The sequence below is a fragment of the Niastella sp. genome, assembly GCF_045805085.1.
Taxonomy (GTDB): domain Bacteria; phylum Bacteroidota; class Bacteroidia; order Chitinophagales; family Chitinophagaceae; genus Niastella.
On record NZ_JBJMLX010000312.1, the window covers coordinates 1 to 24,523 of the forward strand.

Consider the following 24,523-nt stretch of genomic DNA (forward strand, 5'->3'; position numbering starts at 1 on the left):
GCACAAAAACCAGGTTCAAATGGTGCCATGCACCGTGAATACTTTGTAAATGCTATGGTTCGCATAGCAGATCCACTGTTAACGGCACTGAGCAAAAACGAGCTGAAAAAGAAAATGCCAGTAGAAGCCAAAACCAACGACCGGGAGAATTTTACCTACCTCGAAGCATTTGGGCGTTTACTGGCAGGTATGGCGCCCTGGCTGGAACTGGGACCGGATAGCACCATCGAGGGAAAATTGCGGAAGAAATATATTGACCTATCTATCACCTGCATTCGCAATGGCACTGATCCGGCAGCGCCTGATTATATGAATTTTAATCAAGGCGGTCAGGCACTGGTTGATGCGGCGTTTTTGTCGCAGGCCCTGTTACGCGCGCCCAACCAGTTATGGGGCCGCCTCGATGCCAAAACAAGAAAAAATGTGCTGGAAGCCCTTAAATCGTCGCGGGTAATAACGCCGGGACATAGTAACTGGCTTTTTTTCAGTGCCATGGTGGAAGCGGCCCTGTTACAATTTGAAGGCAACTGCGATAAAATGCGGGTAGACTATGCCGTGTCACAGCATTTACAATGGTATAAGGGCGATGGCGTTTATGGCGATGGCGCCAGTTTTCATTGGGATTATTACAATAGTTTCGTTATACAACCAATGTTCCTTGAAGTATTACAAACATTGATAAACAGTGGCCAGAATGAGAATAAAACCTATGAGTTGGAATTGAACCGGGCCAGGCGCTATGCGGCCATCCAGGAACGCCTGATCTCCCCCGAAGGAACCTATCCACCCATTGGCCGCTCACTGGCGTACCGGTTTGGCGCTTTTCAATTATTGTCGAAGATTGCCCTGATGCACCAACTGCCTAATGAGGTGCTGCCACAACAGGTGCGGTGTGCCTTGTATGCGGTGGTAAAGCGGCAGCTGGAAATGCCTGGTACTTTTGATAAAGAAGGCTGGTTGACAATAGGACTGGCGGGCCATCAACCCGTTGTGGGGGAACCGTATATTTCAACCGGCAGCCTGTATTTGTGTTCCCAGGTTTTCCTGGTGTTGGGATTGCCGGCTTCGGATGCATTCTGGCAAAACGCCGATGCCGACTGGACCGCCAAAAAAGCATGGAACGGCGAACCCGTTCCCATTGATCATGCTATTGAAAATTAATGAACAATTCGTATGAATAGAAAGATAAACATAGTAGCTGTATCGGGAAGTTTGCGGGCCACATCCTCCAATTCTTTACTGATAAAAGAAATTCAAAAATGGGCTCCTGAAAATGTTGAATTAACCGTTTATCAGGGATTGGCGAAGTTGCCGGCATTTGATGACAGTATGGAACCTTCGGAAAGCGTAAGCGCCTGGCGCAATGAATTGGCGGCGGCGGATGGCGTGTTGATCTGTTCGCCCGAATACGCTTTTGGCGTTCCCGGGGCATTGAAAAATGCCATCGACTGGACGGTTGGATCAAGTGAGCTGGTTAATAAACCATTAGCTTTAATAACCGCGGCTTCAGGCGGTGATAAGGCCCATGCCGCCTGGTTACAGATATTTTCTGCCTTATCTGCAGACATTCCGACAGGAGGTGATTTGCTGATCCCGTTTATCCGCACAAAATTCAACGATAAAGGCGAAGTGTCGGATATAGCTACAAAAGAATCCATTTTGAATACCGTGCAGGCGCTCATTCAAGCCATTGAACAAAAGGCATCTAAGGCAGATTAGTAAAATTGACAAATGTTAAATAATTGCTCCCTGCTTTCTAAAGCTCTTTTTTAAGTGCGAACTTTGAACAGTTCTGGCGCGTTATTTGGGCTTCAACACCCGGATTTGAAAAATTAAAAAGATGTTAAAGCGGTCATAAGACCCAGCCGTATATCCTGAAAAACCGTTAATGTAACCCGGAGGTCCTTTCAAATGCATATAAAATCTATAATCACAACAGTAGTTACAGGTCTGATAGTATTGGCAGCCTGCAAAAAAAATGATGCAGGCGCTTCCGGTTCCACAGCTGGCAATGCCTCAACCAACAATTGTGTGGTGGCCCAAAGTGAGGAGGACGGAAGCATTATTCCTGACCAATATATAGTAGCATACAGAGAGTCGACCGCCACCGGAGTAGATTTAACCACCACTGCACGTATTGCATCTTTTACTAATTCCATATTGCAAAAACACAGCATTAACAGTAATGCTATAAAGCAAAGCTTTGCTGGCGGAGCCAGGGGTTTTATTGCTCATTTATCAATTGCTGAATTGTTCCGGTTGCGGCAGGATAGCACCATAAGCAACATTGAACAGGACCGCATTATAGCCTATGGAACCTGTTTTCAGGTGGTTGAACCAAAAACAATTACCTGGAACATTCAACGCGTGGGCTATGGAGATGGAACCGGTAAAACCGCCTGGATCATTGACTCAGGGATCGATTTTACCCACCCCGATCTGAACGCCGATTCTGCCCGCAGTAAATCATTTCTAAGTGGCGTAACCTCTGCCCGCGATGACAATGGCCATGGTACGCACGTAGCCGGTATTATTGGCGCCAAAAACAATTCATTCGGTGTGCTGGGCGTAGCATCAGGCGCCAGCCTGGTAGCCCTGAAAGTATTTGATAAAGATGGCAAAGGCACCCTGGGATCCATCATTCAGGCCTTGTCTTATGTGAATAGCAATGCTAAAGCAGGCGATGTGGTAAATATGAGCCTGGGTGAAGATACCGTTTCAAACATTTTAGATCAGGCGGTTCAAAACACAGCAGCCAAAGGCATTTACATAGCCATTGCAGCCGGTAATGACCACAAACCAGCTTCGCAGTTTTCGCCAGGCAGGGTGAATGCAAAAAACGTATATACCGTATCAGCAGTTGATAGTCTCGATAATTTTGCTTCCTTTTCAAATTACGGAAATGAGGTGGTGGATTATGCCGCGCCAGGTGTAAAGATCACATCGACTTACTTAAATGGAAAGTACGCTATATTCAGTGGTACCTCCATGGCGACCCCGCACGTAGCGGGTTTATTATTGCTGAAAGGAAACGCTATAACTTCTTCCGGAACAGCCCTGAACGACCCCGACGGCACGCCCGATCCCATTGCCCATAAATAATTAATACAGAACTGGATTAGTATTCATATTGGGGAATAAGTTGCCCAGGATATGCTGGTTTTAAATTTCGATGCATGATGCATCCATGAGTTTAAAACAGAAACAGCCGCGCAGATATGTATTTACCGGAAAGCTCGATGCCTTCTTTGCCGATGTATATGCTTTCGGGCAGTTTATCGCACGCTTTTTCAAAAGCCTGTTTTTACCTCCCTACGAGTTTAAGGAAATAGTCAGGCAGTGTTATTCAATAGGGGTAAAGAGTTTACCCCTCATAACACTGACAGGTTTCATCACCGGGATCGTCTTCACCAAACAAAGCCGGCCTTCATTATCTGATTTTGGCGCCACATCGTGGTTGCCATCACTGGTAACTATTGCCATTGTCAGAGCGCTGGCGCCGTTAGTAACAGGCTTGATCAGTGCCGGAAAGGTAGGTTCGAACATTGGCGCTGAACTGGGCTCCATGAAAGTGACGGAGCAAATAGACGCTATGGAAGTATCAGCCACCAATCCCTTTAAATTTTTAGTGGTTACCCGGGTACTGGCAACTTCCTTCATGGTACCGTTATTGATGTTATATATGGCCTTGCTGGCCATGATGGGTGCATTTGTAAATGTGCACAGCAACGAACAAACCAGTTTTGTTTCATTCATCGAGAACGGTTTTCACACCATTAGTTTTCTGGATATTTATTCCTCTTTTATAAAATCAATATTATTCGGATTTACTATTGGCATTGTGGGTTGTTACCAGGGGTATAACACTACCCAGGGAACGGAAGGAGTAGGCCGTGCCGCCAATAGTTCAGTGGTGATGGCTATGTTCCTGATATTTATTGAAGAAATTATTGTAGTACAGATCATCAATTGGTTCAGAATGCCCTGATGGAAAAAAAGAACAAACATATCGATAAAACAAAAAAGGTTATTTCCATCCGCGAACTGTATAAATCGTTTGGAATGAACCATGTGCTGCGCGGCATTGACCTGGATATCTACCAGGGGGAAAATGTAGTAGTGTTAGGCAGATCGGGGACCGGTAAATCGGTGCTGATAAAGATCATTGCAGGACTGCTGAAACCCGACAGAGGTTCGGTGAATGTATTGGGGAATGATGTGGCAACGATCAGCTACTCCGAGCTGGAGCAATTGCGGTTGCGCATCGGGTTTTCTTTTCAAAGCAGCGCCTTGTACGATAGCATGACGGTACGCGAGAACCTGGAGTTTCCGCTGTTGCGTAATTCAAAGCATTTGACCACTGAACAGGTAACGAAGGCAGTTGAAAATGCACTCGAAGCGGTTGGGTTATCCCATACCATCGACCAATGGCCGGCAGAACTATCGGGCGGTCAGCGGAAACGGATAGGCATTGCACGAACATTGATTATGCAACCGGCTATTATGTTGTACGATGAACCAACTGCCGGTCTTGACCCAATTACCAGCATGGAAATAAACGACCTCATCAACGAAGTGCAGGAACGGTTCAACACCAGTTCTATAATTATTACGCATGACCTTACCTGTGCCAAGGCAACGGGTGACCGGCTGGCGGTTTTACTGGATGGCCGGTTTGTAAGAGAAGGCACTTTTGAAGAAGTGTTTGCCAGTGAAGATGAACGGTTAAAAAGTTTTTACGATTACAATTTTATAACCTGATTTATACCACTAAAAATATTATCTGATGAGCATGGAAAAGAACAAACGCGCAGTGATCGTTGGCCTGTTTGTAACAATTGGCCTGCTGATCTTTTTGGTTGGAATATTTACATTGGGCGGCCAGAAGAAATCATTCGTGCCTTCAATTAAAGTAGAGGCAATTTTTGATAACGTGAATGGATTACAAAAGGGCGATAACGTTTGGTTTTCGGGCGTTAAAGTAGGTACTGTAAAAGGAGTAGACTTTAATGGCAGCTCCAAAATACGAGTGACAATGCAAATTGAAAGAAAGGCGCAGGAATTCATTCGTAAAGATGCCAAAGCCAAGGTGGGAGCCGAAGGGTTCATCGGTAACAAACTGGTAGTTATCTATGGGGGAACACCAAAGGCTGAAGCTATTGAAGGCGGCGAACACCTGCAGGTAGAAAGTACATTGAGCACAGATGATATGATGGCCACCCTGCAAAAAAACAATGAGAACCTGGTGGCTATTACTACTGATTTTAAAACTGTAAGCAACCGGCTGGCAAAAGGCGAAGGTACAGCCGGCGCCCTGCTTACCGATGCTACTTTGTATAAAAGCCTGGCAAACACAGCCAGCAATTTGCAACAGGCGGCCCACAACAGCGAATTGTTGAGCAGTCGTATTGCAGCCTACACAGCGCAGTTAGATAAACCAGGCAGCCTGGCCAATGGATTGGTGCACGATACTATGATAATGGCCAATTTACAGGCAGCAGTAAAACAAATAAATAATGCGGCCGATGCCGCCCACTCATTTACAGCCAATTTAAAATCGGTTAGCGATCAATTACATACAAGTGATAATACCCTGGGCTTGTTATTAAACGATCCCGCAACTGCCCAACAAATGAAAAACCTTATCGAAAACCTGAATTCAGGAAGCTCGAAGCTCGATGATGATCTGGAAGCAATTCAACACAACTTTTTATTCCGCGGCTATTTTAGAAAAAAGGCTAAGCAAGAGGAAAAAGCACGAAAAGAAGCCGAGAAAAACAAGCCGTAACGTACTTTTTTCAAGGCATACAACACCGATCTATATAACTGTTAAAATTTACTTAATGGGTCCATTTGGCAAACCACTTGCCTCACTATATGTTAGTATAGGGAAGCTGTTTTTTATTTATACCATTAGTCAAAATCAAGTGAATGCCAAAGTCCAACAATCCCAAATTCAAAGCATTAGTATTTCTTCCGGTGTTACTACTGATAGTAGTATGTTTTATGTATGCAGCACCTGCAGCTGATTTTCTGAACAATAAAAAAGCCGTTACAGCTACCCCTGTGAAGGATACAGCTATGGCCAATGCCAATGGATCCCTTAGCCGGTATAGCAATTTGTATGGTCAAATGAAATTAGATAGTCTGGGACTTTCGCAAACCGCATTTACTTATGCGTTGCAAGGGTATACCGACCTGGTTTCGAATGGTTCAATAAAGAATGACCGTATTCTTTCCATTGTGGATTTCAGTTTGCCTTCAACAAAAAAGAGATTGTTTGTAATTGATGTAACTACCGGAAAATTACTGTTCAATACATTTGTTTCACATGGCAGAAATTCAGGTAAGGAAATGGCCACAGAATTTTCGAATGATGCCAATAGCTTTAAGAGTAGTCTGGGCTTTTATATAACAGGAGCTACTTATTCAGGTGAGCATGGTTATTCATTACGGCTCGATGGACAAGAAGCAGGCATCAATGATAACGCATATAGCAGAAGCATTGTGATGCATGCTGCTAATTACGTAAACGAAAACATTATTAAAGCGAAAGGCCTTCTGGGCCGTAGTTTAGGTTGCCCCGCAGTGCCACCAGCTTTACACAAGGCCATTATCAATACTATAAAAGATGGCAGTTGTTTGTTTTTGTATAGTCCCGATTCATTCTATGTATCGCATTCCAAAATACTAAATCAACCGGCATTACCGCAACAACCCGTAATAACCGGTTAATGAAATGAATATCCACACCAATAAAAAAGGCCCCCTCCTTACCTCCCCCATTGGAGGAGGTAAGGAGGGGGCCTTTGGTTTTTCAAACAGTGAATAAGCCATTCACTAAATAATTTTTTATCAATAGCGCATAGTGGGGCAATCGAGCGAGGTCTTTTTACCAAACGTATATATTAAGCCAACTGAATAATTCGAGTAATGATCGTTTGTATTGGGGTTGGCCGATTGGCTGAACCCATCGATATAATCGTTGAAAGTAAAGCGGTACGAAGCTTCAGCCATAATGGACAGGCAGTTTGAAATGGAATATCGAACCCCAACGCCTACCGGAATAACAGCAATAGTGCCGGGCAGGGTGTGCACGCTATCAATCGCCAATCCATTTAGCATAGCGGAATCATTGACGAAATAATCGTAATTGAGATTTTTCCAGCCGCGGTTAATATGTAAGGAAGCTATACCTGCACCACCAAAAATATAAGGCGACACAATCTTTCTTTCGCCATAATTATTTCCTAAAATATTCCACACCAGCAGTTCTGAAATTTCCGTATTGCGGGCATTGAACCAGAAGCTACGTTGTTGGCGCCATTCAGGATCTTTATAATTGGCTTCATCGGCCAATAACTTACCATGCGCAAGATTTGTTCTCAATGAAAAAGACCGGGAAAGTAAACGGTTGTAAAAAAGATTGAAGGCAAAGCCGGGTGTTTTAAAGGCGCCGACCTTTTCAGGAGTTAAGTCACCCTGGTAAATAAACATGCCTAAACTAAACCCTATTTCATGTTTAGGAATAGTAACGCTTGTTTGCGCCCGGGCGCTGTTAAATACACTACATACTACAAGAGAAATTACAAAAGCTTTTCCGGAAATCACTTTCATGTATTGGATGTTTAGTCGGGTAAAAAAGGGTCATGAACAAATGAATTTGTTTTGGAAATGGGTAGTAAGTATTTAATACAAGTAAACCTAAGGATCGATAGCTCTGTTTTATTTACGTAATGGAGTAGGGAACAGTTAAATAAGAATTGTTAATAGTTACTGCATTTACTTAGGAAGGAGGTTCGCGGGGAAAGTTTAATGATGTGCAACTTACGCAACCACTAAATTTTAACCGTGAATGTATCAGCAAAAGTCAGGCCACCTATAGATTATTATTTTAATGGCTACTTGTTTCTACTTAGGTAACAGGAAAAATATTTGTTGATAGTACACAAATAAAAAAAGTCCTGTGGAAACAGGACTTTGCACTTTAAAAGTAACACCCATGAAAAACTAGTTCCTAGTTGTTTCACTTAAATATTTAGACGACGTTTTGATAGTATCATTGTGGCCGGTTTGCTATTCTTATAATTTTTTAATGCCAGTTTAATTATTGGGGGCGCCGGCATCTATCCAGCAGGTAATAGTAGCCTTTTGAGCTGCGGTAAAACTGGCGTCCCGGGGCATTGATCCATTGGCTACAGCCGTTCTGATCTTCGTTTTAGCGTTAAAGATCTGCGTGTAGGTAGTAAGCGCGCCCGGACCATTGGTGCTTCCGCTGTTGTGACAATCGGATTTTGCACAGCTCGTGCCCATTAGTGGACTTACAGAGCCTGAAAAAGTGGTAGTAATGGTACCACAATCAACAGTGCCTGAGTCATCGTTGTTGTCCTTTTTACAGGCATTGGCCAGTACTACAACCAATACGATAAATATTGCCAGAGTGGTCGATTTTTTCATACAGCATATAACCTCCATGTATAAACAAAAATTGCTCTGACACCTGAAATTAAGTTCTATATTATAATTTGCAATTATGTTATAGATGAAACCGGCAAATGTATCGGGGAATTGACTTTATTGCTATTAGCTTTTCTTCCAGTTATTGATGAATTGAACGTAGCTATCACTAATAGGTAGTTCAACAGCAGCAGATAGCTGTACTTTCCGGTTTTGAATAGATTTAACCCGGGAAACAGCTACAATATAACTGCGATGTATTCTTTGAAACTTATCGGCTGGTAATTTTTCCAGCACTTTTTTCATGGATAGCAGGGTTAATATGGGCTTTGCTCCTGCAATATGGATCTTTATATAATCCTCCAGGCTCTCTATGTATTCAATATCATTCAACGGAATTTTCATCAGCTTGTATTCTGAATGAACAAACAGGCTGTCGTTCTCTTCCTGAGATGGTGTGTTCTTATATTTATAATAATCGGTTGCCTTATGCACCGCCCTGGTAAACCGGTCGAAATTGATTGGCTTTAGCAGGTAATCCACGGCGTCCAGTTCAAACCCTTCAACAGCAAATTGCTTATGCGCGGTAGTGAAAATGACCAGTGGCCTTTCTTGTAAAGAACGTACCAGATCAATGCCCGTAATATCAGGCATATTGATGTCGATAAACAGCAGATCGATCTTTGCATTACGTAATAATTCAATGGCCGAAATAGCATCGTCGAATGTATGCACCAGCTTTAACTGCGGAAAGCGCGAGATATATTCCTGTAAAAGTTCCAGAGCCAACGGCTCATCATCAATAGCAACGCATTTCAATTGCATAATAAAACAGTTTAAGCCAGTACAATCAATTCTACGGAAAAGAAGCCGTTTTCGTTGGTAATATTCAGTAAATGTTTATTCGGGTATAAATGCGCCAACCGTTTTTTTGCATTGGCAATGCCAATGCCCGCGCGCTGCAGGGTACCAGCCGGTATGAATATCTTATTATGGCAATAGAACGTAATGCTGCGTTCGTCGGCCGTTAATTGAATGGTGATAATTGCATGCTCATGATTGCTGATCCCGTACTTGAACACATTCTCCACAAACGTGATGAATAATAAAGGTACTATGGTCTTATGCTCCAGCTTGCCCTTTACACTAAAATCAACCTGTGTTTTTTTATTTAACCGAAGCCGCTGCAATTCAATAAGATCATGAATGCAATCAACCTCCAGCTGCAACGGAACAAAATGCTTCGATACATCATCGGTTACATATCGCATAATGTTCGACAGCTTCATAATGCTGTCGGCCGTTTTTTCATTTTTGGTGGTGGCCAAGGAGTAAATATTGTTCAGGGTATTGAATAGGAAATGCGGATTGATCTGCGCCTTTAAAAAGGAGAGTTCGGCGTGCGCCCTGTCCGCTTCGGCGCGGGCGATCTGTTGCAGTGAATTGCGCCACTGGCGGGTAACCTGTATGGCCATCCCCAGGGCAATGGTCATAATGTAAAGAAATATACTTACGATATCGATACGCATCGACCGCGGCCCTCTGGGTTCTTGCGGCGGCCCGCCACCCGGTTGATGAGGCACACCGTGATCTGGATTAAAAGTACCGGATGGAGGCGGATTAAAATGCGGCCGTTGATGCTGCAGCAGCTGTTCAAATGGCCGGCCATACATAACCAGCACAAATAATATTAAAATAGTGACGATATAGAACAGGTACTTCTTCCTGAAATAAAGTGAAGGGATCAGCCAGTAGGCATTCAGGTAAAAGATGCCAATATAGGTAAGGCCGAATATCCAATAGCCCAAAGAAGATACGATGGATAACAGGCCACCATTTCCCATTTGTCCGCTCATGAAAAGCAGGGGCAGGGTTAAAAAAGCCAACCCGGCAAACAGGTGAATAAAAAAGTCCGATATCCTTGAATAGGGCATGGTACAAAGTAATTAACCTCAAATTACATATTATGGATTGTATCGGTGGGATAACGGAATGTATAGGTAGATTAATTGATAAGTTGATGAGTTGGCAAGTTAACGTGTTAACGAGTTGACTTGTCAACTCGTTGAAAATGTTTGTTTTATCTCCGGTGTCAAGATTCTATAACCTTTTGCCCGAATTTTATAAATCCCTTTTACAAAAAAGCTGCTACTTTTACACCGTTATGAAAAAACTCCTGGTATTCATAGTAGCTGTTTTTTACCTGGGCACCTCCATAGGCGCCACGGTAAACCTGCATTACTGCATGGGCCGGCTTACCAACTGGGACTTTTCCATAAGAGAAACACATACCTGCGAGAATTGCGGTATGGTGAAATCAACTGCTAAAAAAAGTGGTTGCTGCGAGGATAAACACCACCAGTTACAGGTAGAAAAAGATCAAAAGGCAGAGAGCCGCTATCAACCTGAGGCGCCTGTTGCCATCGCAGTGGTTACTACGTATGCCGATTTTGTAACTCCGGTCATTGCTTCCATCAGTGAAGAACATCCCGTTTCCAATGCGCCCCCGCGAAGTGCGGTGCCCCTCCGAATTCGTTATTGTATTTTTCGTATTTGATTTTATCTTCTTTTCTGAAGCCCGACAGTCTGTGGGGCTAATGGCATTACGTGCATAAATGCCATCCATTTACATTTTATTATTCACCATAAATTTTATAGGATATGAAAAAGTTACTATTGCTGGCAATGGCCTGCCTAACCATGTATGTTTCCTTTTCGCAGGATAAAAATTCGCCTAAGGGTAAAACAGATACGGCTACAGTAAATAAGTTGTACACCTGTCCCATGCATCCTGCTGTATTGAGCAATAAACCAGGTAAATGCCCTCAATGCGGCATGGCGCTTATTGAAAAAATAATGTATGTATGCCCTATGCATCCCGAAGTGGTGTCTGATAAACCAGGCAAGTGCCCCAAATGCGGCATGCAAATGAAAATAATGTCAGGTGCGCCAAAGCATAAAGACAGTACTCATGTAATGAAACATTCCAGTTAAGATCTCTCACACTAAAAAACATTCAAATGAAAAAGATTGTATTGGGGTTATTGACAACCTTATCAGTAATTGCTTATTCGTGCAGCGATAACGCATCCAACAAACAGGCAGCAGCGCAATCACCCACTCCCGCTGCCCAGAAAGATACTACCGAAGTAAAAGTGGTGAAAGCCTCCTTTACCAATGTAGATGCCGGAGTAGCTTCTTACATAAAAAAGCTAACCGACAGTTATCTGCAGATCAAAAATGCACTGATCGGTGGAAAAGCAAATGAAGCTGGTGACGCTGCAAAGAACCTGGCAGCAGCCATGAAGGGTTTCGACAAATCGCTTTTAACTGCCGATCAGAAGAAAATATACGATCAGAATGAAGAAGATCTGAAAGAACACGCTGAGCATATTGCTAAAAGTACCGGCGATCTTGAACATCAGCGGGAGCATTTTTCCATGATGAGCGAAGATATGTATTCACTGGTGAAAGCTTTTGGCGGCGGTAAAACTATGTATCACGATCATTGCCCCATGGCAAAAAATGGTAAAGGCGCCATGTGGTTAAGCGAAACAAAAGAAATAAAGAATCCTTACTTAGGTGAAAAGATGATGGAATGCGGTGATGTAGAGGAGGAAATCCAATGATCTCACCATTAATAACCTGGTCGCTAAAAAACAGGTACATCGTACTGGCGATGGCAGTGGCGTTGTTTATCTGGGGTTTCATTAATGTACAAAAGAACCCCATTGACGCCATTCCTGACCTGTCTGAAAACCAGGTGATCGTTTTTACCGAGTGGATGGGCCGCAGTCCGCAGATCATAGAAGACCAGGTGACCTATCCCCTGGTGAGCAACCTGCAGGGCATCCCGAATGTGAAGAATGTGCGGGCCACGTCTATGTTCGGGATGAGTTTTGTGTATGTGATCTTCGAAGACAATACCGACATCTACTGGGCGCGCACCCGTGTGCTGGAACGCCTGAACTATGCACAACGCCTGTTGCCCGAAGGCATCACGCCTACCCTGGGTCCTGATGGTACGGGTGTGGGCCATGTGTTCTGGTATACCCTCGATGCCAAACAAATGGACCTGGGTGAACAACGCGCCTTGCAGGACTGGTACATAAAACTCGCTTTACAAACCGTGCCCGGCGTGGCGGAAGTGTCTTCCTTTGGCGGATTTGAAAAACAATATCAACTGGTGCTGGACCCGGTTAAACTGCAGTTTTACAATGTATCGCTCATGGATGTAATGAACAAAGTAAAAGCAGCCAATAATGATGTGGGCGGTCGCAAGTTTGAAATGAGCGACATGGCCTACATCATTCGCGGACTGGGTTATATTAAAAGTAAGGAAGACCTGGAAAGCACTGCTGTGGGCAATTACAATGGCATTCCGGTTCGCGTAAAAGATATTGGCACGGTGCAAATGGGCGGCGATCTGCGCCTGGGCATCTTTGATGAAAACGGTCAGGGCGAAGTTGTAGGCGGTATTGTCGTAATGCGTTATGGCGAAAATGCCGATAAAGTGATTACGGCCGTAAAAACCAAGATGAAAGAAGTGGAAAAGGGATTACCCAATGGCGTAACCTTTAAAACCGCTTACGATCGCAGTGAACTGATCGAGGCCGCCATCGGCAATATAAAAGACAAGCTCATTGAAGAAATGGCGGTGGTTGCGGTGATCGTGATCATTTTCCTGTTCCACTGGCGCAGCGCCTTAAGCATCATCATACAAATACCCATCACCATTGCGGTAAGTTTTATTCTGCTCAATGCCATCGGGCTGTCATCGAATATTATGTCGTTAACCGGTATTGCACTGGCCATTGGAGTTATAGTCGACAATGGCATTATTATGAGTGAAAACGCCTATCGCCACCTGGCCGAGTACCAGCAGCAAAGCGAAAAATCATGATCCCATGACGAAACTATTTAACAAAATAAGCGGAAAGGATAAACAACGCATTCCCGAACTGGTGCGGATCCAGATCATTGAACGGGCCTGTAAGCAGGTATCGCGGGGCGTATTCTTTTCAACCATCATTATCATTACTTCTTTTTTGCCGGTATTTCTGTTAACCGGTCAGGAAGGGAAGTTGTTCCATCCCTTGGCATTTACCAAAACGTTCATCATGGTGGTTGATGCGGTGCTGGTGGTAACCCTGGCGCCGGTGCTGATCTCCTTTTTTATGAAAGGACGTTTCAGACCCGAAACAGCAAACCCGGTGAACCGCCTGTTGGAGCGGATCTATGAACCAGTGATAAAAGCCTGCATCAAATGGCGTAAAACAACCATTGCCATAAACATCATCGCATTGGCCATTACCATTCCTTTGCTCATGAGTTTGGGCCGGGAATTTATGCCGCCGCTCGATGAAGGTTCGCTCCTGTTTATGCCGGTTACTTTACCCGATGTATCGAACAGCGAAGTAAAACGCATTTTACAGGTGCAGGACAAGATCATTAAAACGGTTCCGGAAGTAAAGAATGTATTGGGAAAAGCGGGGCGCGCCAATACCGCCACCGACAACTCGCCCATCAGCATGATCGAAACTATTATTTTGCTGAAACCACAATCGGAATGGCGGGCCGGTATTACCAAGAACGATATCATCAATGAACTGAATAACAAACTGCAAATTCCTGGTGTTACCAATGGCTGGACGCAACCCATCATCAACCGCATCAATATGCTCAGCACCGGTATTCGTACGGATGTGGGCGTAAAAGTTTACGGACAAAACCTCGATACTATTTACGCTTTTGCGCAAACCATCAAGAAACAGCTTGAAGGCATCAACGGAGTGAAGGACCTGTATGTAGAACCCATTACCGGTGGCAAATACATCGACATCCACATCAAGCGCGATGAAATAAGCCGGTATGGGTTGAGTGTAGATGATGTTAACCGCGTAATTGAAATTGCTCTCGGCGGTATGAAGCTTACCACCACAGTAGAAGGGCGGCAACGCTTTTCGGTAAATGCCCGGTTTGGTCAGGACTTCCGCAATAACCTCACTGCCTTAAAACGCCTGCAGGTGCAAACCATGAATTATGGTCCCGTTCCGTTGGAAACAGTGGCCGATGTAGCCATTGCCGAAGGGCCGCCTATGATCAATTCAGAAAACGCCATGTTGCGTGGGACTGTGTTGTTCAATGTGCGTGAAAGAGATTTAGGGAGTACCGTGAATGAAGCGCGCGAAAAATTGAATACCATGATCAACAAGTTGCCAAAAGGCTATTACCTGGAATGGAGCGGCCAGTATGAAAACCTGATGCGCAGCGAACAAACGCTGAAGCTGATCCTGCCTGTGGTATTGCTGGTAATTTTCATCTCTATGTATTTCGCGTTTCATTCTGCCCGCGAGGCATTTCTCAGTTTGATAACCATCCCCTTTGCATTGATCGGTGGGGCATATATGATCTGGTTTTGGGGCGTGAATTTATCGGTGGCGGTAGCTGTAGGCTTCATTGCCTTGTTTGGACTGGCCGTGGAAACCGGTATTGTGATGGTGATCTATCTGAACGATGCTATGCAGCAGCTGGTAGCCCGTAAAGGAAATTCCCGCGAAACCATTACACCGCAGGATCTGCGCGAGTATGTGATTGCCGGTGCGGCCAAAAGACTGCGGCCCAAAATAATGACAGTATGCGTGTCGCTTTTTGCGCTGGTGCCCATTCTTTGGAGTCATGGCGTAGGTAGCGATGTTATGAAACCGATCGTATTACCGATGGTGGGCGGCGTGCTCACCTCTGCCACTCATATTTTATTGGTAACACCGTTGATCTTTTTGATGGCCAAAGAATATGAATTACGTAAGAATGGAAAGATAGAAGTGTTGGAAGCAAAGCACTAGTCGTGAAACGGAAAACGGAAAACGGAAAACGGAAAACGGAAAAAAAATCTGGTGGTGCAAGTTCGTTTATTCTGCTCAAAAATCGTGAGCTATTCACCATTCACCATTGACCATTCACGAAAAAGAACCATCATGTTCAAAAGATTGATAATAACCGGGATGTTAGTTGGTACGCTTGTAATATCTCAGGCGCAAACAACAATGACATTACCCGACATTTTAACCACGGTTGAAAAAAACAATCCCGGGTTAAAAATGTACGAAGCAGAAGCCCGGGCTTTTAATGAAGAGGCAAAAGGCGCCTACAGTTGGATGGCGCCCGAAGGCGGCGCCGGTTTGTTCATGACGCCGTATAATACCAAAGAAATTAAGGCCGATCCGGCTATGATGAAAGAAGGCATGGGCTTTTTTATGATCTCTGCCCAACAGATGTTTCCCAATAGAAAAAAGCAAAATGCCGAAGCTGCCTGGATGCGCTCCATGTCAACTGTTGAAACAGAAAAGAAGAAGATCGCATACAACGAGCTGGCGTATACTGTAAAGAAAAATTACTATGAATGGGTGGTGCTGTTAAAAAAGCAAGCGGTGCTTGATGAAGGCAGTCGCATTCTGGACTTCATGATAAAAAGCGCGGAGATAAGATATAAAAATGGTCTGGGGAAGATCAGCGCCTATTACAAAGCCAAAGCCGCATTGGCCAATATCGACAATATGAAGCTGATGCTGGAAAACGACCTGCGCCAAAAGCGTATTATGCTCAACAGCCTTATGTACCGGAAGGTGGATGCAGAACTTACCATTGACACGATCTATAATTGGAAGGAGTTTCCTGCTTCCATATTAGACTCTGGTTATCTCGTTAGCCAGCGAAGCGATATCCAGGCATTACAACGCAGTATGGAAGTGAACAACCTGCAGCGAAGTGCTGAGCTGGCTAAATTAAAACCGGAGTTTGGCATTCGGTACGATCACATGATCGGGCTCAGCACGCAACCGGCGCAATTCACCATAATGGGCATGGTAAAATTTCCACTGGCCAAATGGTCGTCAAAAATGAACAAGGCAAAAGCAGAAAGCCTGGTATGGCAGAACGAATCGTTGAAAAGCCAGCAGCAAATGATCCTGAATGAGGCAACAGGGATGGCCGGTTCAGCAAGGGCAGAGCTGGAAACAAAAAAGAAACAAATGCGATTGTACGAAACGCAGATCGTACCCTCGCTGCGCAAGAATTTTCAAACCATGGAGTTGAGCTATGAACAAAACACCGAGCAGCTGTTTGAATTGTTCGATGCGTGGGACGCTTTAAACATGACACAATTGGAATACCTGGATCAATTGAAAGCCGCATTGTTATTACAAGCTGAATTGGAAAAGATCCTCGAGATTAAATGAAACTGATTATGAAACGAAATAAATCTGGCAAACGGCAAACTGCAAATGGCAAACATGACTCGCGATTATTTGCAACTAATAAACGACCTTATGCCGCGGTATTTTCTTTGCTGTCTGCCGTTTGCCTTCTGCCGGCTGCCTTTCTTTTGCCCGCTTGTAAAGAAACGAAAAAGAACCAACCTGAAACGCAGGCGGTGGTTAAGGAAACTTACACCTGCCCCATGCACCCGCAAATTATAAAAGACAAACCGGGCGCCTGTCCTATTTGTGGTATGGACCTGGTAAAGAAAACGGTTGCCGGTGAAAAAGTAACGGATGTTTCGTTGAATGATCTGCTGCGCCCATCGAACCAGTATGTGTTGTCGTCTATCCCTACCGTGCATATTCAGCAGCGCGATGAACCTTTAGAGATCACCACCTATGGATTTATAACTTACGATACGCGGCAGGTGGGCACGGTTTCATCCAATGTAGCGGGCCGAATTGAAAAGCTATATATAAAACACCGGTATCAGCAGGTAAACAAGGGGCAAAAGCTCATGGATATCTATAGCCCTGAATTGTTGACGGCACAGCAAAATCTCTTATTTCTGTTGCAGCACGATGCCGATAACCAGGTGCTCATTTCGGCTGCCCGGCAAAAACTGCAATTGCTGGGTATGAGTAATCCGCAATTGGACCAGGTAACAAAAAGTGGGAAACCGGTTTTTACGGTTTCCATTTACAGTGCCTATGGCGGTCATATTCATGAGAGCAGTCCGGAAGCTATGCAACAACCTGAGCAAACGGGCATGAAAGATGTTTCGTTGCTCACCGAAGAGTTGCAGTTAAAAGAAGGCATGTATGTAACAAAGGGACAGAACCTTTTTTCAATTTACAATCCCTCCAAAGCCTGGGCCGTGCTGAATATCTTTTCGGGTCAGGCGGGTATGGTAAAGGTGGGCGACAAAGTGCGCATAGTGCCGGAAACCGCGCCCGGTAAAGACTTCAGGGCGGCCATCGATTTTATGGAACCGTTTTACCGGCCAGATAGTAAAACTGCCACCGCCCGCGTGTATTTCAATAACCCGAATATGGGTATCCCCATCGGCAGCCAGGTGAAGGCCGTGATCTTTGCAGGCGCCCGTTCAGCCCGATGGTTACCCGAAGAAGCCGTGCTCACGCTGGGGCTCGATAAAGTGGTTTTTATAAAAAAAGACGATGCTTTCATTGCGCATAAAATTGAAGTAGGTATAGTGAATAATCATTTGATCCAGGTGTTGAATGGTCTCACTGAACAGGATGAAGTGGCCGCCAACGCCCAATACCTGGTAGATAGTGAAAGCTTTATTAAAGTGAAACAATAGGAAAACCGTATGTTACAGAATATATTTTATTATGGTCCGGGCCGCAGGAATACTACTCAGCTTTGCTTGCGACGCTACCTTGTACGCTTTTTTCTTTACGCAACTTTTTTGTTGTTGGCAGCAGCCTGCAAAAACAAAAAGCCGGTTGAAGTAGTAAAGGCTGATGTCTATTACACCTGTTCCATGCACCCGCAGATTGTGCAGGACAAACCCGGTAACTGTCCTATTTGTCATATGGAGTTGATCCAGGTTAAAAAGACGAACGAAACAAAAGATGAAATTATGCTCAGCGCTGAGCAGATCCAACTCGGCAACATTCAAACCGATACTCTGGGCAGTGCGTTAATGGGCGATAAAGTCGTATTGACGGCCACACTCAATTTCGATGAAATGAAAGTGAATACGGTCAGCGCCCGCATTACCGGCCGTATAGACAGACTGTATTTTAAAAACACCGGTGACTTTATAAAAAAAGGCGATCACTTGTTCGATCTGTACAGCGAAGAATTAAATACCGCCAAACAGGAATACCTCGCCGCACTGGAACGGCAACAAACGCTGGGTAATTCTATCATCGATTTTAAACAACTGTTGCAAAGCGCTAAGAACAAACTACTCTTATGGGGCGTAAGTGAATCCCAGATAGATCCGCTGGCAAAAACAAAACAGTTTTCCCCATTGACTGCATTTTACAGTACAGCTACAGGTTATGTAACTGAGCTGCCAATAAAAGAAGGGCAGTATGTAATGGAAGGCGGCGTGGTGGTAAAACTCGCCGATCTGTCAACCCTTTGGGCCGAAGCGCAGGTATATGCCTCACAACTGGCTTTGGTAGATTATCAGGGGGTGGCTACCGTGCAATTGCCCGATATGCCGGGGGCGGCCATCACCGGTAAAGTAACTTTTGCCAATCCTGAAATAAGCACCGATACCCGCATTAATTTGTTACGCATTTCCATCCCAAACACCAACAATCAATTAAAACCAGGCATGCCTGCTTATGTAGTGTTGAAAAGCAGGGCCGGTAATGCACTTACATTGCCTATAGATGCCGTATTACGCAATGGGCAAATGGCCATGGTATGGGTGCAAACCGACAACAATACTTTCAAAAGAAAAATGGTGGAAACCGGTTTGGAAAGCGGTGATCGCATTGAAATAAAATCAGGCCTGCAAAATGGCGATGTAGTGGTAGTAAGCGGGGCGTATTTGCTGAACAGTGAATATATTTTCAAAAAGGGTTCAGCGGCAATGGAGGTACATAAACACTAAGTATTGCCGGATAAATAGGAATGAGAAACATGTGTTATAGATTGATTAACAATTAATTGTTTGTGATAATTGTCGTAATAGTTTGAAAAACAACTGTTTAATATACCATACATGTGTCAACCATGTGTGAAGCATGTGTGTTCCATTGGTAAAGTACCCCGTTTGACACATGGTTCACACATGGATGAGGCCAGGTTCACACATGGTTTACCCATAAAAAAAGCGCCCCGGTTGGGGGGCGCTCTCGTGAAAATCTATTTAATTGTTGAATGACTGGACGCGGTTGCTTATTTTACTTTGTTTACCACAGTTTCTTCAACATAGCTATGACTTCTGTTGATTTCGTAAACATCAGTAGAATTGTTGTTTTTAGATTTTACTACAACATGCAGTGCTGCATCACCAAAATCTTCAGACTTCAACATGAATTTTTTAGTTAAGCTGGCGGCTTTGAATTTATCAGTGTACAGAACGTTACCATACTCATCGCGGAAAGTAACAGAGTACTCATCCTCAGTGGCAGAGTTCAGGCTCAGTTCAAATACAGGTTGATTTTCTTTATTGCCTACAAACTTCAGATCAGTTACGTGTTTATTGTTAGGGCCTTCGTTATTAGCCAGAGTAGTATTAGAAAATGCTAAGGTAAAAGCTACTAATGCGATTGCGATAATGCTGTAATTCTTCATAAATCTTATTTTATATATTTCTTATTTCTATTTAATGTTTGCTATGGTAGCAAATTCGCAGGCAGGCTAATCGTACGTCTATTCGAAGAGATGGCAACTTTCTTTTTTCTTTACACCCGTTTGGTGTTTGTTGCGTTTCGTGATACAAACTTATGACGCGATCAGTCGCTGTAAAAATCAACTCTACTGTTATTATAGGATGCTAAACCCCCATATGAAATGTTAAAACCCTCTGTGGATGCGGGTTTCAGCTAAATAGCACCATGATGCCCAACCCGTTTTAAGGCATTACAAAAGGGCACCTGGTAATAATTCCTTAACGCATTTTCGGGTTTTCAGCCGGTCAAAATGCATTTTAAAGCCTTATTTATCGCTAACGATTGTTAGCATTTACGACAATTATGACTATCTTTGGAACCACTAAAAAACGTAATTGCCATGTCGGTGCAGGAATTAGAAAAGATCTTCCTTTCTAAAATTGACCAGGAAATCAAGATTGAACCAAAAGATTGGATGCCAGATGCTTATCGGAAAACGCTGGTCCGCCAGATCTCGCAACATGCGCACAGCGAAATTGTAGGCATGCTGCCTGAAGGTAACTGGATAGGCCGGGCGCCCAGTCTGAAACGCAAAGCCATTCTGCTGGCCAAGGTGCAGGATGAAGCTGGCCATGGCCTGTACCTGTATTCAGCCACGGAAACGTTGGGTACCACCCGCGAACAAACGATAATCGACCTGCACAGCGGCAAGGCCAAATACTCTTCTATTTTCAATTACCCTACCCTTACCTGGGCCGATATTGGCGCCATTGGCTGGCTGGTTGATGGAGCTGCCATCCTGAACCAGGTAATGTTGTGCCGCACTTCTTATGGTCCTTATGCGCGTGCTATGGTCCGTATTTGTAAAGAAGAAAGCTTTCATCAACGTCAGGGCTTCGACATCCTGATGGTGTTGTCAAAAGGCACGCCTGAACAACGCGACATGTGTCAGGACGCCATCAACCGGTGGTGGTGGCCTTCGCTGATGATGTTTGGTCCGCACGATAGTGAATCAACAAACAGCGAACAAAGCACCAAATGGAAGATTAAACGCATGAGCAATGATGAGCTGCGCCAGAAGTTTGTTGACATGATTGCCGAACAGGTAAAGGTGTTGAATATGACGCTGCCCGATCCCCATCTGAAATGGAATGAACAAACCAGTCATTATGATTTTGGAGAAATAAACTGGACGGAATTCTGGAATGTGGTAAAAGGCAACGGTCCCTGTAATAAACAACGGCTCGAGGCCCGGCGCAAAGCCTGGGACGAAGGCGCCTGGGTGCGCGAAGCGGCCAGCGTGTACGCAGCAAAAAGAAAAGCACGTGAAGCAAAGAAAGAAGAAAAACAAATAGCCTAAAAAGATTACCAGAAGTAAGAAGTAGGAGGTAAGAAAAAAACAAAAGAGAAGAGTTAATATAAAAATAACTAAAATGGACATTCGAATTATAAAATTTTATTACGGTGATATTCCCGAAGATGCTGGAGGCGGAACTAATAATCTTATAAAGACATCTTCCTCCTCCTCCATTGGGGGAGGCCGGGAGGGGGCTAAAGGGGGCCAGGGCGAAACCTCTGGTGATTGGCCTTTATGGGAAGTATTCATCCGCAGCAAACAGGGCATCGATCATAAACATGTGGGCAGTTTGCACGCTGCCGATGCGCAAATGGCTATTGAAAATGCCCGCGACGTATATACGCGCCGCATGGAAGGCGTAAGCATTTGGGTGGTGGAAAGCAAATACATTCATGCTTCCAACCCCGATGAAGCGGCTTCGTTGTATGAGCCGGCCAATGACAAAGTATACCGGCATCCAACGTTTTACGATCTGCCCGATGAATTAACCCATATGTAAACCCGCCATGACAAAGGATACATTATATAACTATACCCTGCATTTGGCCGACAACGCCCTTATGCTGGCGCAACGCAACAGTGAATGGTGCGGGCATGGGCCGGTGCTGGAACAGGATATTGCCATCACCAATATTTCATTGGACCTGATTGGCCAGTCGAGAAGTTTGTATCAGTACGCCGCTGAAATAATTAATGCTACTACTTCCCCCTCCATTGGAGGGGGCAAGCGGGAGGCCAAAGAAGCAACTGAGGATACATTAGCTTACCTGCGCGACGTTCGCGAATATAAAAACTGTTTATTGGTTGAACAGCCCAATGGTGATTGGGCGCAAACCATTTTACGCCAGTTCTTTTTTAGTGTTTATCAATACGGTTTATACCAGCAGTTACAACAATCAACCGATGCTACCCTGGCGGCCATTGCAGAAAAATCGTTGAAAGAAGTGACTTACCATGTTCGCTGGAGCAGTGAATGGGTGATCCGCCTGGGCGATGGTACAGCGGAAAGTCATAATCGCCTGGAGAATGCGCTTGAAGCCTTATGGGCGTTCACCGGCGAATTATTTACCCCGGCTGGCTATGAGCTGGAGGCGGTTAAAGCAGGTTTTGGCGTTGACGTAAGCACCCTGAAAGCGGAGTGGGAACAAAAAGTAAATGAGATCTTTGCAGAAGCTACCCTGCCCGATGCCGCTATAGGCTGCCGTGAAGGGATTTGGATGCAGACAGGTGGCAAAGAAGGTGTGCATACCGAACAGTTCGGCTATATTTTGGCAGAATTGCAATACATGCAACGCGCCTATCCCGGTGCTGAATGGTAGAAATCATAGGGCAAAGGGCAGAAGGCAGAGGGCAAAGAGAAAAATGCAAACGATAACAAACATATCAGTTCAAAAAATATGGTCTATACTCTCAGCAGTATGTGACCCGGAAGTGCCCGTGTTAACAATTATTGATTTGGGCATAGTAAGAGACGTAAAGGTCACAAAAGCCAATGAAGAAGAAACGGTGGAAGTGGTGATCACACCCACATATTCAGGTTGCCCGGCCATGGATGTAATACGCATGAACATTCGCATGGAGTTGTTGCAGCATGAGTATAAAAATGTGCAGATCACAACCGTGTTATCACCTGCCTGGACAACCGACTGGATGACCGAGGCCGGCAAAGAAAAACTAAAAGCCTACGGTATTGCGCCACCTAATATTAAACAACAGGTTTGCAATACCCATTTATTTGCAGAAGACGAGGCTGTGCAGTGCCCGCATTGCAATTCTTATAATACCCGCCGGATAAGTGAGTTTGGGTCTACTGCCTGCAAAGCGTTGTACCAGTGTAACGATTGCCAGGAACCGTTCGACTATTTCAAATGCCATTAATAACATTGACCAAATAACATGCTACCTATTCTTTTTACCATTGAAGGAGGTGTTGCCACCATTACCTTGAACCGCCCCGACAAATTGAATTCCTTTAACCGCGACATGGCCTTGTTGCTGCAGCAAAAGCTGGATGAATGTGCTTCCCAGCCTACCATCCGCTGTGTGTTGATAACCGGTGCAGGCAAAGGTTTTTGTGCCGGCCAGGACCTCGCCGAAGTGGTTGACCCGAATGGCCCCGGCATGCAACGCATATTGAGCGAACATTACAATCCCATCATTACCCGCATTCGCAATTTGACAAAACCCGTAGTGGCAGCCGTTAACGGCGTGGCTGCCGGCGCCGGCGCCAATATTGCCCTGGCCTGCGATATAGTGGTAGCTGCCCAATCGGCCTCGTTTATTCAGGCATTTTCAAAACTGGGATTAATCCCCGATAGCGGGGGTACATATATGCTGCCCCGGTTGATAGGCTGGCAAAAAGCAAGCGCTATTATGATGCTCGGTGATAAAATACCTGCTGCCCAGGCCGAGCAATGGGGTATGATCTATAAAGTATTTCCCGACGCAGCATTTTGGCCGGAAAGCCAAAGGATTGTTCAAACCTTATCTCAAATGCCCACAAAGGGATTGGCCTATACCAAACAGGCACTCAGTTATTCCATGACCAACAGCCTGGAACAACAATTGTTGCTGGAAGATGAATTGCAGCAAAAAGCCGCCAATACACATGATTTCAAAGAAGGTATTCAGTCCTTCCTGGAAAAGCGCGCTCCGCAGTTCAAAGGAGAATAAATTCAAAGAATCAGTATGTCAGACAGCAAATCGAAGACTACGGCCATTGTCGATGCCATGATGAGCAAAGACTATTTCAGCCAGTGGCTGGGTATTGAAAGGCTGGAAGAAAAAGAGGGTTTCTGCAAACTAAGAATGACGGTTCGCCGGGAAATGTGTAATGGGTTTGAAATTGCTCATGGCGGTATCAGTTATTCCTTTGCCGATAGTGCGCTGGCCTTTGCCTCCAACAGTCATGGCCGGCATGCCGTATCAATAGAAACATCCATCTCACATATAAAACCGTTGAAAACGGGCGATATTATTATTGCTACGGCCGAAGAAAAAAGCCGCAGTAATAAAATGGCTATTTACGATGTACGCGTGGAGAAAGAGAATGGGGAGTTGGTCGCCTTATTTAAAGGCACTGTATTTAGAAAAGAAACCGAATGGAACGTGTAGGTCCCATTCGGTTTGT

General features: G+C 44.7%; 26 protein-coding genes. 21 read left to right on the plus strand and 5 right to left on the minus strand.

Annotation, left to right across the window (positions count from 1 at the left end):
• The 7 genes from ACJ751_RS16030 to ACJ751_RS16060 all read left to right on the plus strand — a co-directional run.
• Positions 1-1,161, plus strand: a 1,161-nt coding sequence (locus ACJ751_RS16030; protein ID WP_407746511.1) for a DUF2264 domain-containing protein, incomplete at its 5' end; no start/stop codon positions are given.
• A 12-nt stretch (positions 1,162-1,173) separates the two neighbouring features.
• Complete coding sequence (locus tag ACJ751_RS16035; RefSeq protein WP_407746512.1) at positions 1,174-1,719, plus strand: NADPH-dependent FMN reductase; 546 nt, start codon at positions 1,174-1,176, stop codon at positions 1,717-1,719.
• A gap of 192 nt (positions 1,720-1,911) precedes the next feature.
• A complete protein-coding gene (locus ACJ751_RS16040; RefSeq protein WP_407746514.1) occupies positions 1,912-3,102 on the plus strand; it encodes a S8 family serine peptidase in 1,191 nt (396 codons plus the stop codon).
• An 85-nt stretch (positions 3,103-3,187) separates the two neighbouring features.
• On the plus strand, positions 3,188-3,988 hold the full coding sequence (locus ACJ751_RS16045; protein WP_407746515.1) for an MlaE family ABC transporter permease: 801 nt from the start codon (positions 3,188-3,190) through the stop codon (positions 3,986-3,988).
• On the plus strand, positions 3,988-4,761 hold the full coding sequence (locus tag ACJ751_RS16050) for an ABC transporter ATP-binding protein (protein WP_407746516.1): 774 nt from the start codon (positions 3,988-3,990) through the stop codon (positions 4,759-4,761). The genes ACJ751_RS16045 and ACJ751_RS16050 overlap by 1 nt, the downstream gene beginning before the upstream one ends.
• Before the next feature lie 31 nt (positions 4,762-4,792).
• Positions 4,793-5,788 (plus strand): MlaD family protein, encoded by a 996-nt coding sequence (locus tag ACJ751_RS16055; protein ID WP_407746518.1) that lies wholly within the window; start codon positions 4,793-4,795, stop codon positions 5,786-5,788.
• A gap of 143 nt (positions 5,789-5,931) precedes the next feature.
• Entirely contained in the window at positions 5,932-6,735 is an 804-nt protein-coding gene (locus ACJ751_RS16060; protein WP_407746519.1) for a murein L,D-transpeptidase catalytic domain family protein, read from the plus strand.
• A 120-nt stretch (positions 6,736-6,855) separates the two neighbouring features.
• Here ACJ751_RS16060 and ACJ751_RS16065 read toward each other — a convergent pair whose 3' ends face one another.
• The 4 genes from ACJ751_RS16065 to ACJ751_RS16080 form a co-directional block, all read right to left on the minus strand.
• Positions 6,856-7,617, minus strand: a complete 762-nt coding sequence (locus ACJ751_RS16065) for a DUF6089 family protein (protein WP_407746521.1) — start codon at positions 7,615-7,617, stop codon at positions 6,856-6,858.
• Between the two features lie 486 nt (positions 7,618-8,103).
• Positions 8,104-8,457, minus strand: a complete 354-nt coding sequence (locus ACJ751_RS16070) for a hypothetical protein (RefSeq protein WP_407746522.1) — start codon at positions 8,455-8,457, stop codon at positions 8,104-8,106.
• 126 nt (positions 8,458-8,583) lie between these two features.
• Entirely contained in the window at positions 8,584-9,282 is a 699-nt protein-coding gene (locus ACJ751_RS16075) for a LytR/AlgR family response regulator transcription factor (protein WP_407746523.1), read from the minus strand.
• A gap of 11 nt (positions 9,283-9,293) precedes the next feature.
• Positions 9,294-10,391 carry a sensor histidine kinase gene (locus ACJ751_RS16080; protein ID WP_407746524.1) on the minus strand — a complete coding sequence of 366 codons (1,098 nt, stop codon included), beginning with the start codon at positions 10,389-10,391 and terminating at the stop codon, positions 9,294-9,296.
• A 230-nt stretch (positions 10,392-10,621) separates the two neighbouring features.
• Between ACJ751_RS16080 and ACJ751_RS16085 the strand changes: the two genes are divergently transcribed.
• The 8 genes from ACJ751_RS16085 (at position 10,622) to ACJ751_RS16120 (ending at position 19,312) form a co-directional block, all read left to right on the plus strand.
• The gene (locus tag ACJ751_RS16085; RefSeq protein WP_407746525.1) at positions 10,622-11,014 is read left to right on the plus strand and encodes an HYC_CC_PP family protein; all 393 of its coding nucleotides are present in this window, start codon (positions 10,622-10,624) and stop codon (positions 11,012-11,014) included.
• A 104-nt stretch (positions 11,015-11,118) separates the two neighbouring features.
• Positions 11,119-11,451 carry a heavy metal-binding domain-containing protein gene (locus ACJ751_RS16090; RefSeq protein ID WP_407746526.1) on the plus strand — a complete coding sequence of 111 codons (333 nt, stop codon included), beginning with the start codon at positions 11,119-11,121 and terminating at the stop codon, positions 11,449-11,451.
• Positions 11,452-11,477: 26 nt separating this feature from the next.
• On the plus strand, positions 11,478-12,086 hold the full coding sequence (locus ACJ751_RS16095) for a DUF3347 domain-containing protein (protein WP_407746527.1): 609 nt from the start codon (positions 11,478-11,480) through the stop codon (positions 12,084-12,086).
• Positions 12,083-13,360: an efflux RND transporter permease subunit gene (locus tag ACJ751_RS16100; protein ID WP_407746528.1), complete on the plus strand. Its 1,278-nt coding sequence runs from the start codon at positions 12,083-12,085 to the stop codon at positions 13,358-13,360. Before ACJ751_RS16095 ends, ACJ751_RS16100 begins: the two co-directional genes overlap by 4 nt.
• A 4-nt stretch (positions 13,361-13,364) precedes the next feature.
• Positions 13,365-15,302, plus strand: coding sequence for an efflux RND transporter permease subunit (locus ACJ751_RS16105; protein WP_407746529.1), 1,938 nt, complete (start codon positions 13,365-13,367; stop codon positions 15,300-15,302).
• A 132-nt stretch (positions 15,303-15,434) separates the two neighbouring features.
• Positions 15,435-16,694, plus strand: coding sequence for a TolC family protein (locus ACJ751_RS16110; protein ID WP_407746530.1), 1,260 nt, complete (start codon positions 15,435-15,437; stop codon positions 16,692-16,694).
• A gap of 8 nt (positions 16,695-16,702) precedes the next feature.
• Entirely contained in the window at positions 16,703-18,040 is a 1,338-nt protein-coding gene (locus ACJ751_RS16115; RefSeq protein ID WP_407746531.1) for an efflux RND transporter periplasmic adaptor subunit, read from the plus strand.
• Between the two features lie 9 nt (positions 18,041-18,049).
• Positions 18,050-19,312 carry an efflux RND transporter periplasmic adaptor subunit gene (locus ACJ751_RS16120; protein WP_407746532.1) on the plus strand — a complete coding sequence of 421 codons (1,263 nt, stop codon included), beginning with the start codon at positions 18,050-18,052 and terminating at the stop codon, positions 19,310-19,312.
• 287 nt (positions 19,313-19,599) lie between these two features.
• On the opposite strand, the gene ACJ751_RS16125 is transcribed toward ACJ751_RS16120, so the two are convergent.
• Entirely contained in the window at positions 19,600-19,998 is a 399-nt protein-coding gene (locus ACJ751_RS16125; protein ID WP_407746533.1) for a hypothetical protein, read from the minus strand.
• A 411-nt stretch (positions 19,999-20,409) separates the two neighbouring features.
• Between ACJ751_RS16125 and paaA the strand changes: the two genes are divergently transcribed.
• From paaA to paaI, 6 genes are all read left to right on the plus strand, one after another.
• The gene (gene paaA / locus ACJ751_RS16130) at positions 20,410-21,396 is read left to right on the plus strand and encodes a 1,2-phenylacetyl-CoA epoxidase subunit PaaA (RefSeq protein WP_407746534.1); all 987 of its coding nucleotides are present in this window, start codon (positions 20,410-20,412) and stop codon (positions 21,394-21,396) included.
• Positions 21,397-21,565: 169 nt separating this feature from the next.
• Positions 21,566-21,892, plus strand: coding sequence for a 1,2-phenylacetyl-CoA epoxidase subunit PaaB (gene paaB / locus ACJ751_RS16135; protein ID WP_407746571.1), 327 nt, complete (start codon positions 21,566-21,568; stop codon positions 21,890-21,892).
• A gap of 7 nt (positions 21,893-21,899) precedes the next feature.
• On the plus strand, positions 21,900-22,712 hold the full coding sequence (gene paaC, locus ACJ751_RS16140) for a 1,2-phenylacetyl-CoA epoxidase subunit PaaC (protein WP_407746535.1): 813 nt from the start codon (positions 21,900-21,902) through the stop codon (positions 22,710-22,712).
• 43 nt (positions 22,713-22,755) lie between these two features.
• Positions 22,756-23,271: a 1,2-phenylacetyl-CoA epoxidase subunit PaaD gene (gene paaD / locus ACJ751_RS16145; RefSeq protein WP_407746536.1), complete on the plus strand. Its 516-nt coding sequence runs from the start codon at positions 22,756-22,758 to the stop codon at positions 23,269-23,271.
• Between the two features lie 18 nt (positions 23,272-23,289).
• A complete protein-coding gene (locus ACJ751_RS16150; RefSeq protein ID WP_407746538.1) occupies positions 23,290-24,066 on the plus strand; it encodes an enoyl-CoA hydratase-related protein in 777 nt (258 codons plus the stop codon).
• Positions 24,067-24,081: 15 nt separating this feature from the next.
• Positions 24,082-24,507 carry a hydroxyphenylacetyl-CoA thioesterase PaaI gene (paaI, locus tag ACJ751_RS16155; protein WP_407746540.1) on the plus strand — a complete coding sequence of 142 codons (426 nt, stop codon included), beginning with the start codon at positions 24,082-24,084 and terminating at the stop codon, positions 24,505-24,507.
• The last annotated feature ends 16 nt before the right edge of the window (positions 24,508-24,523 follow it).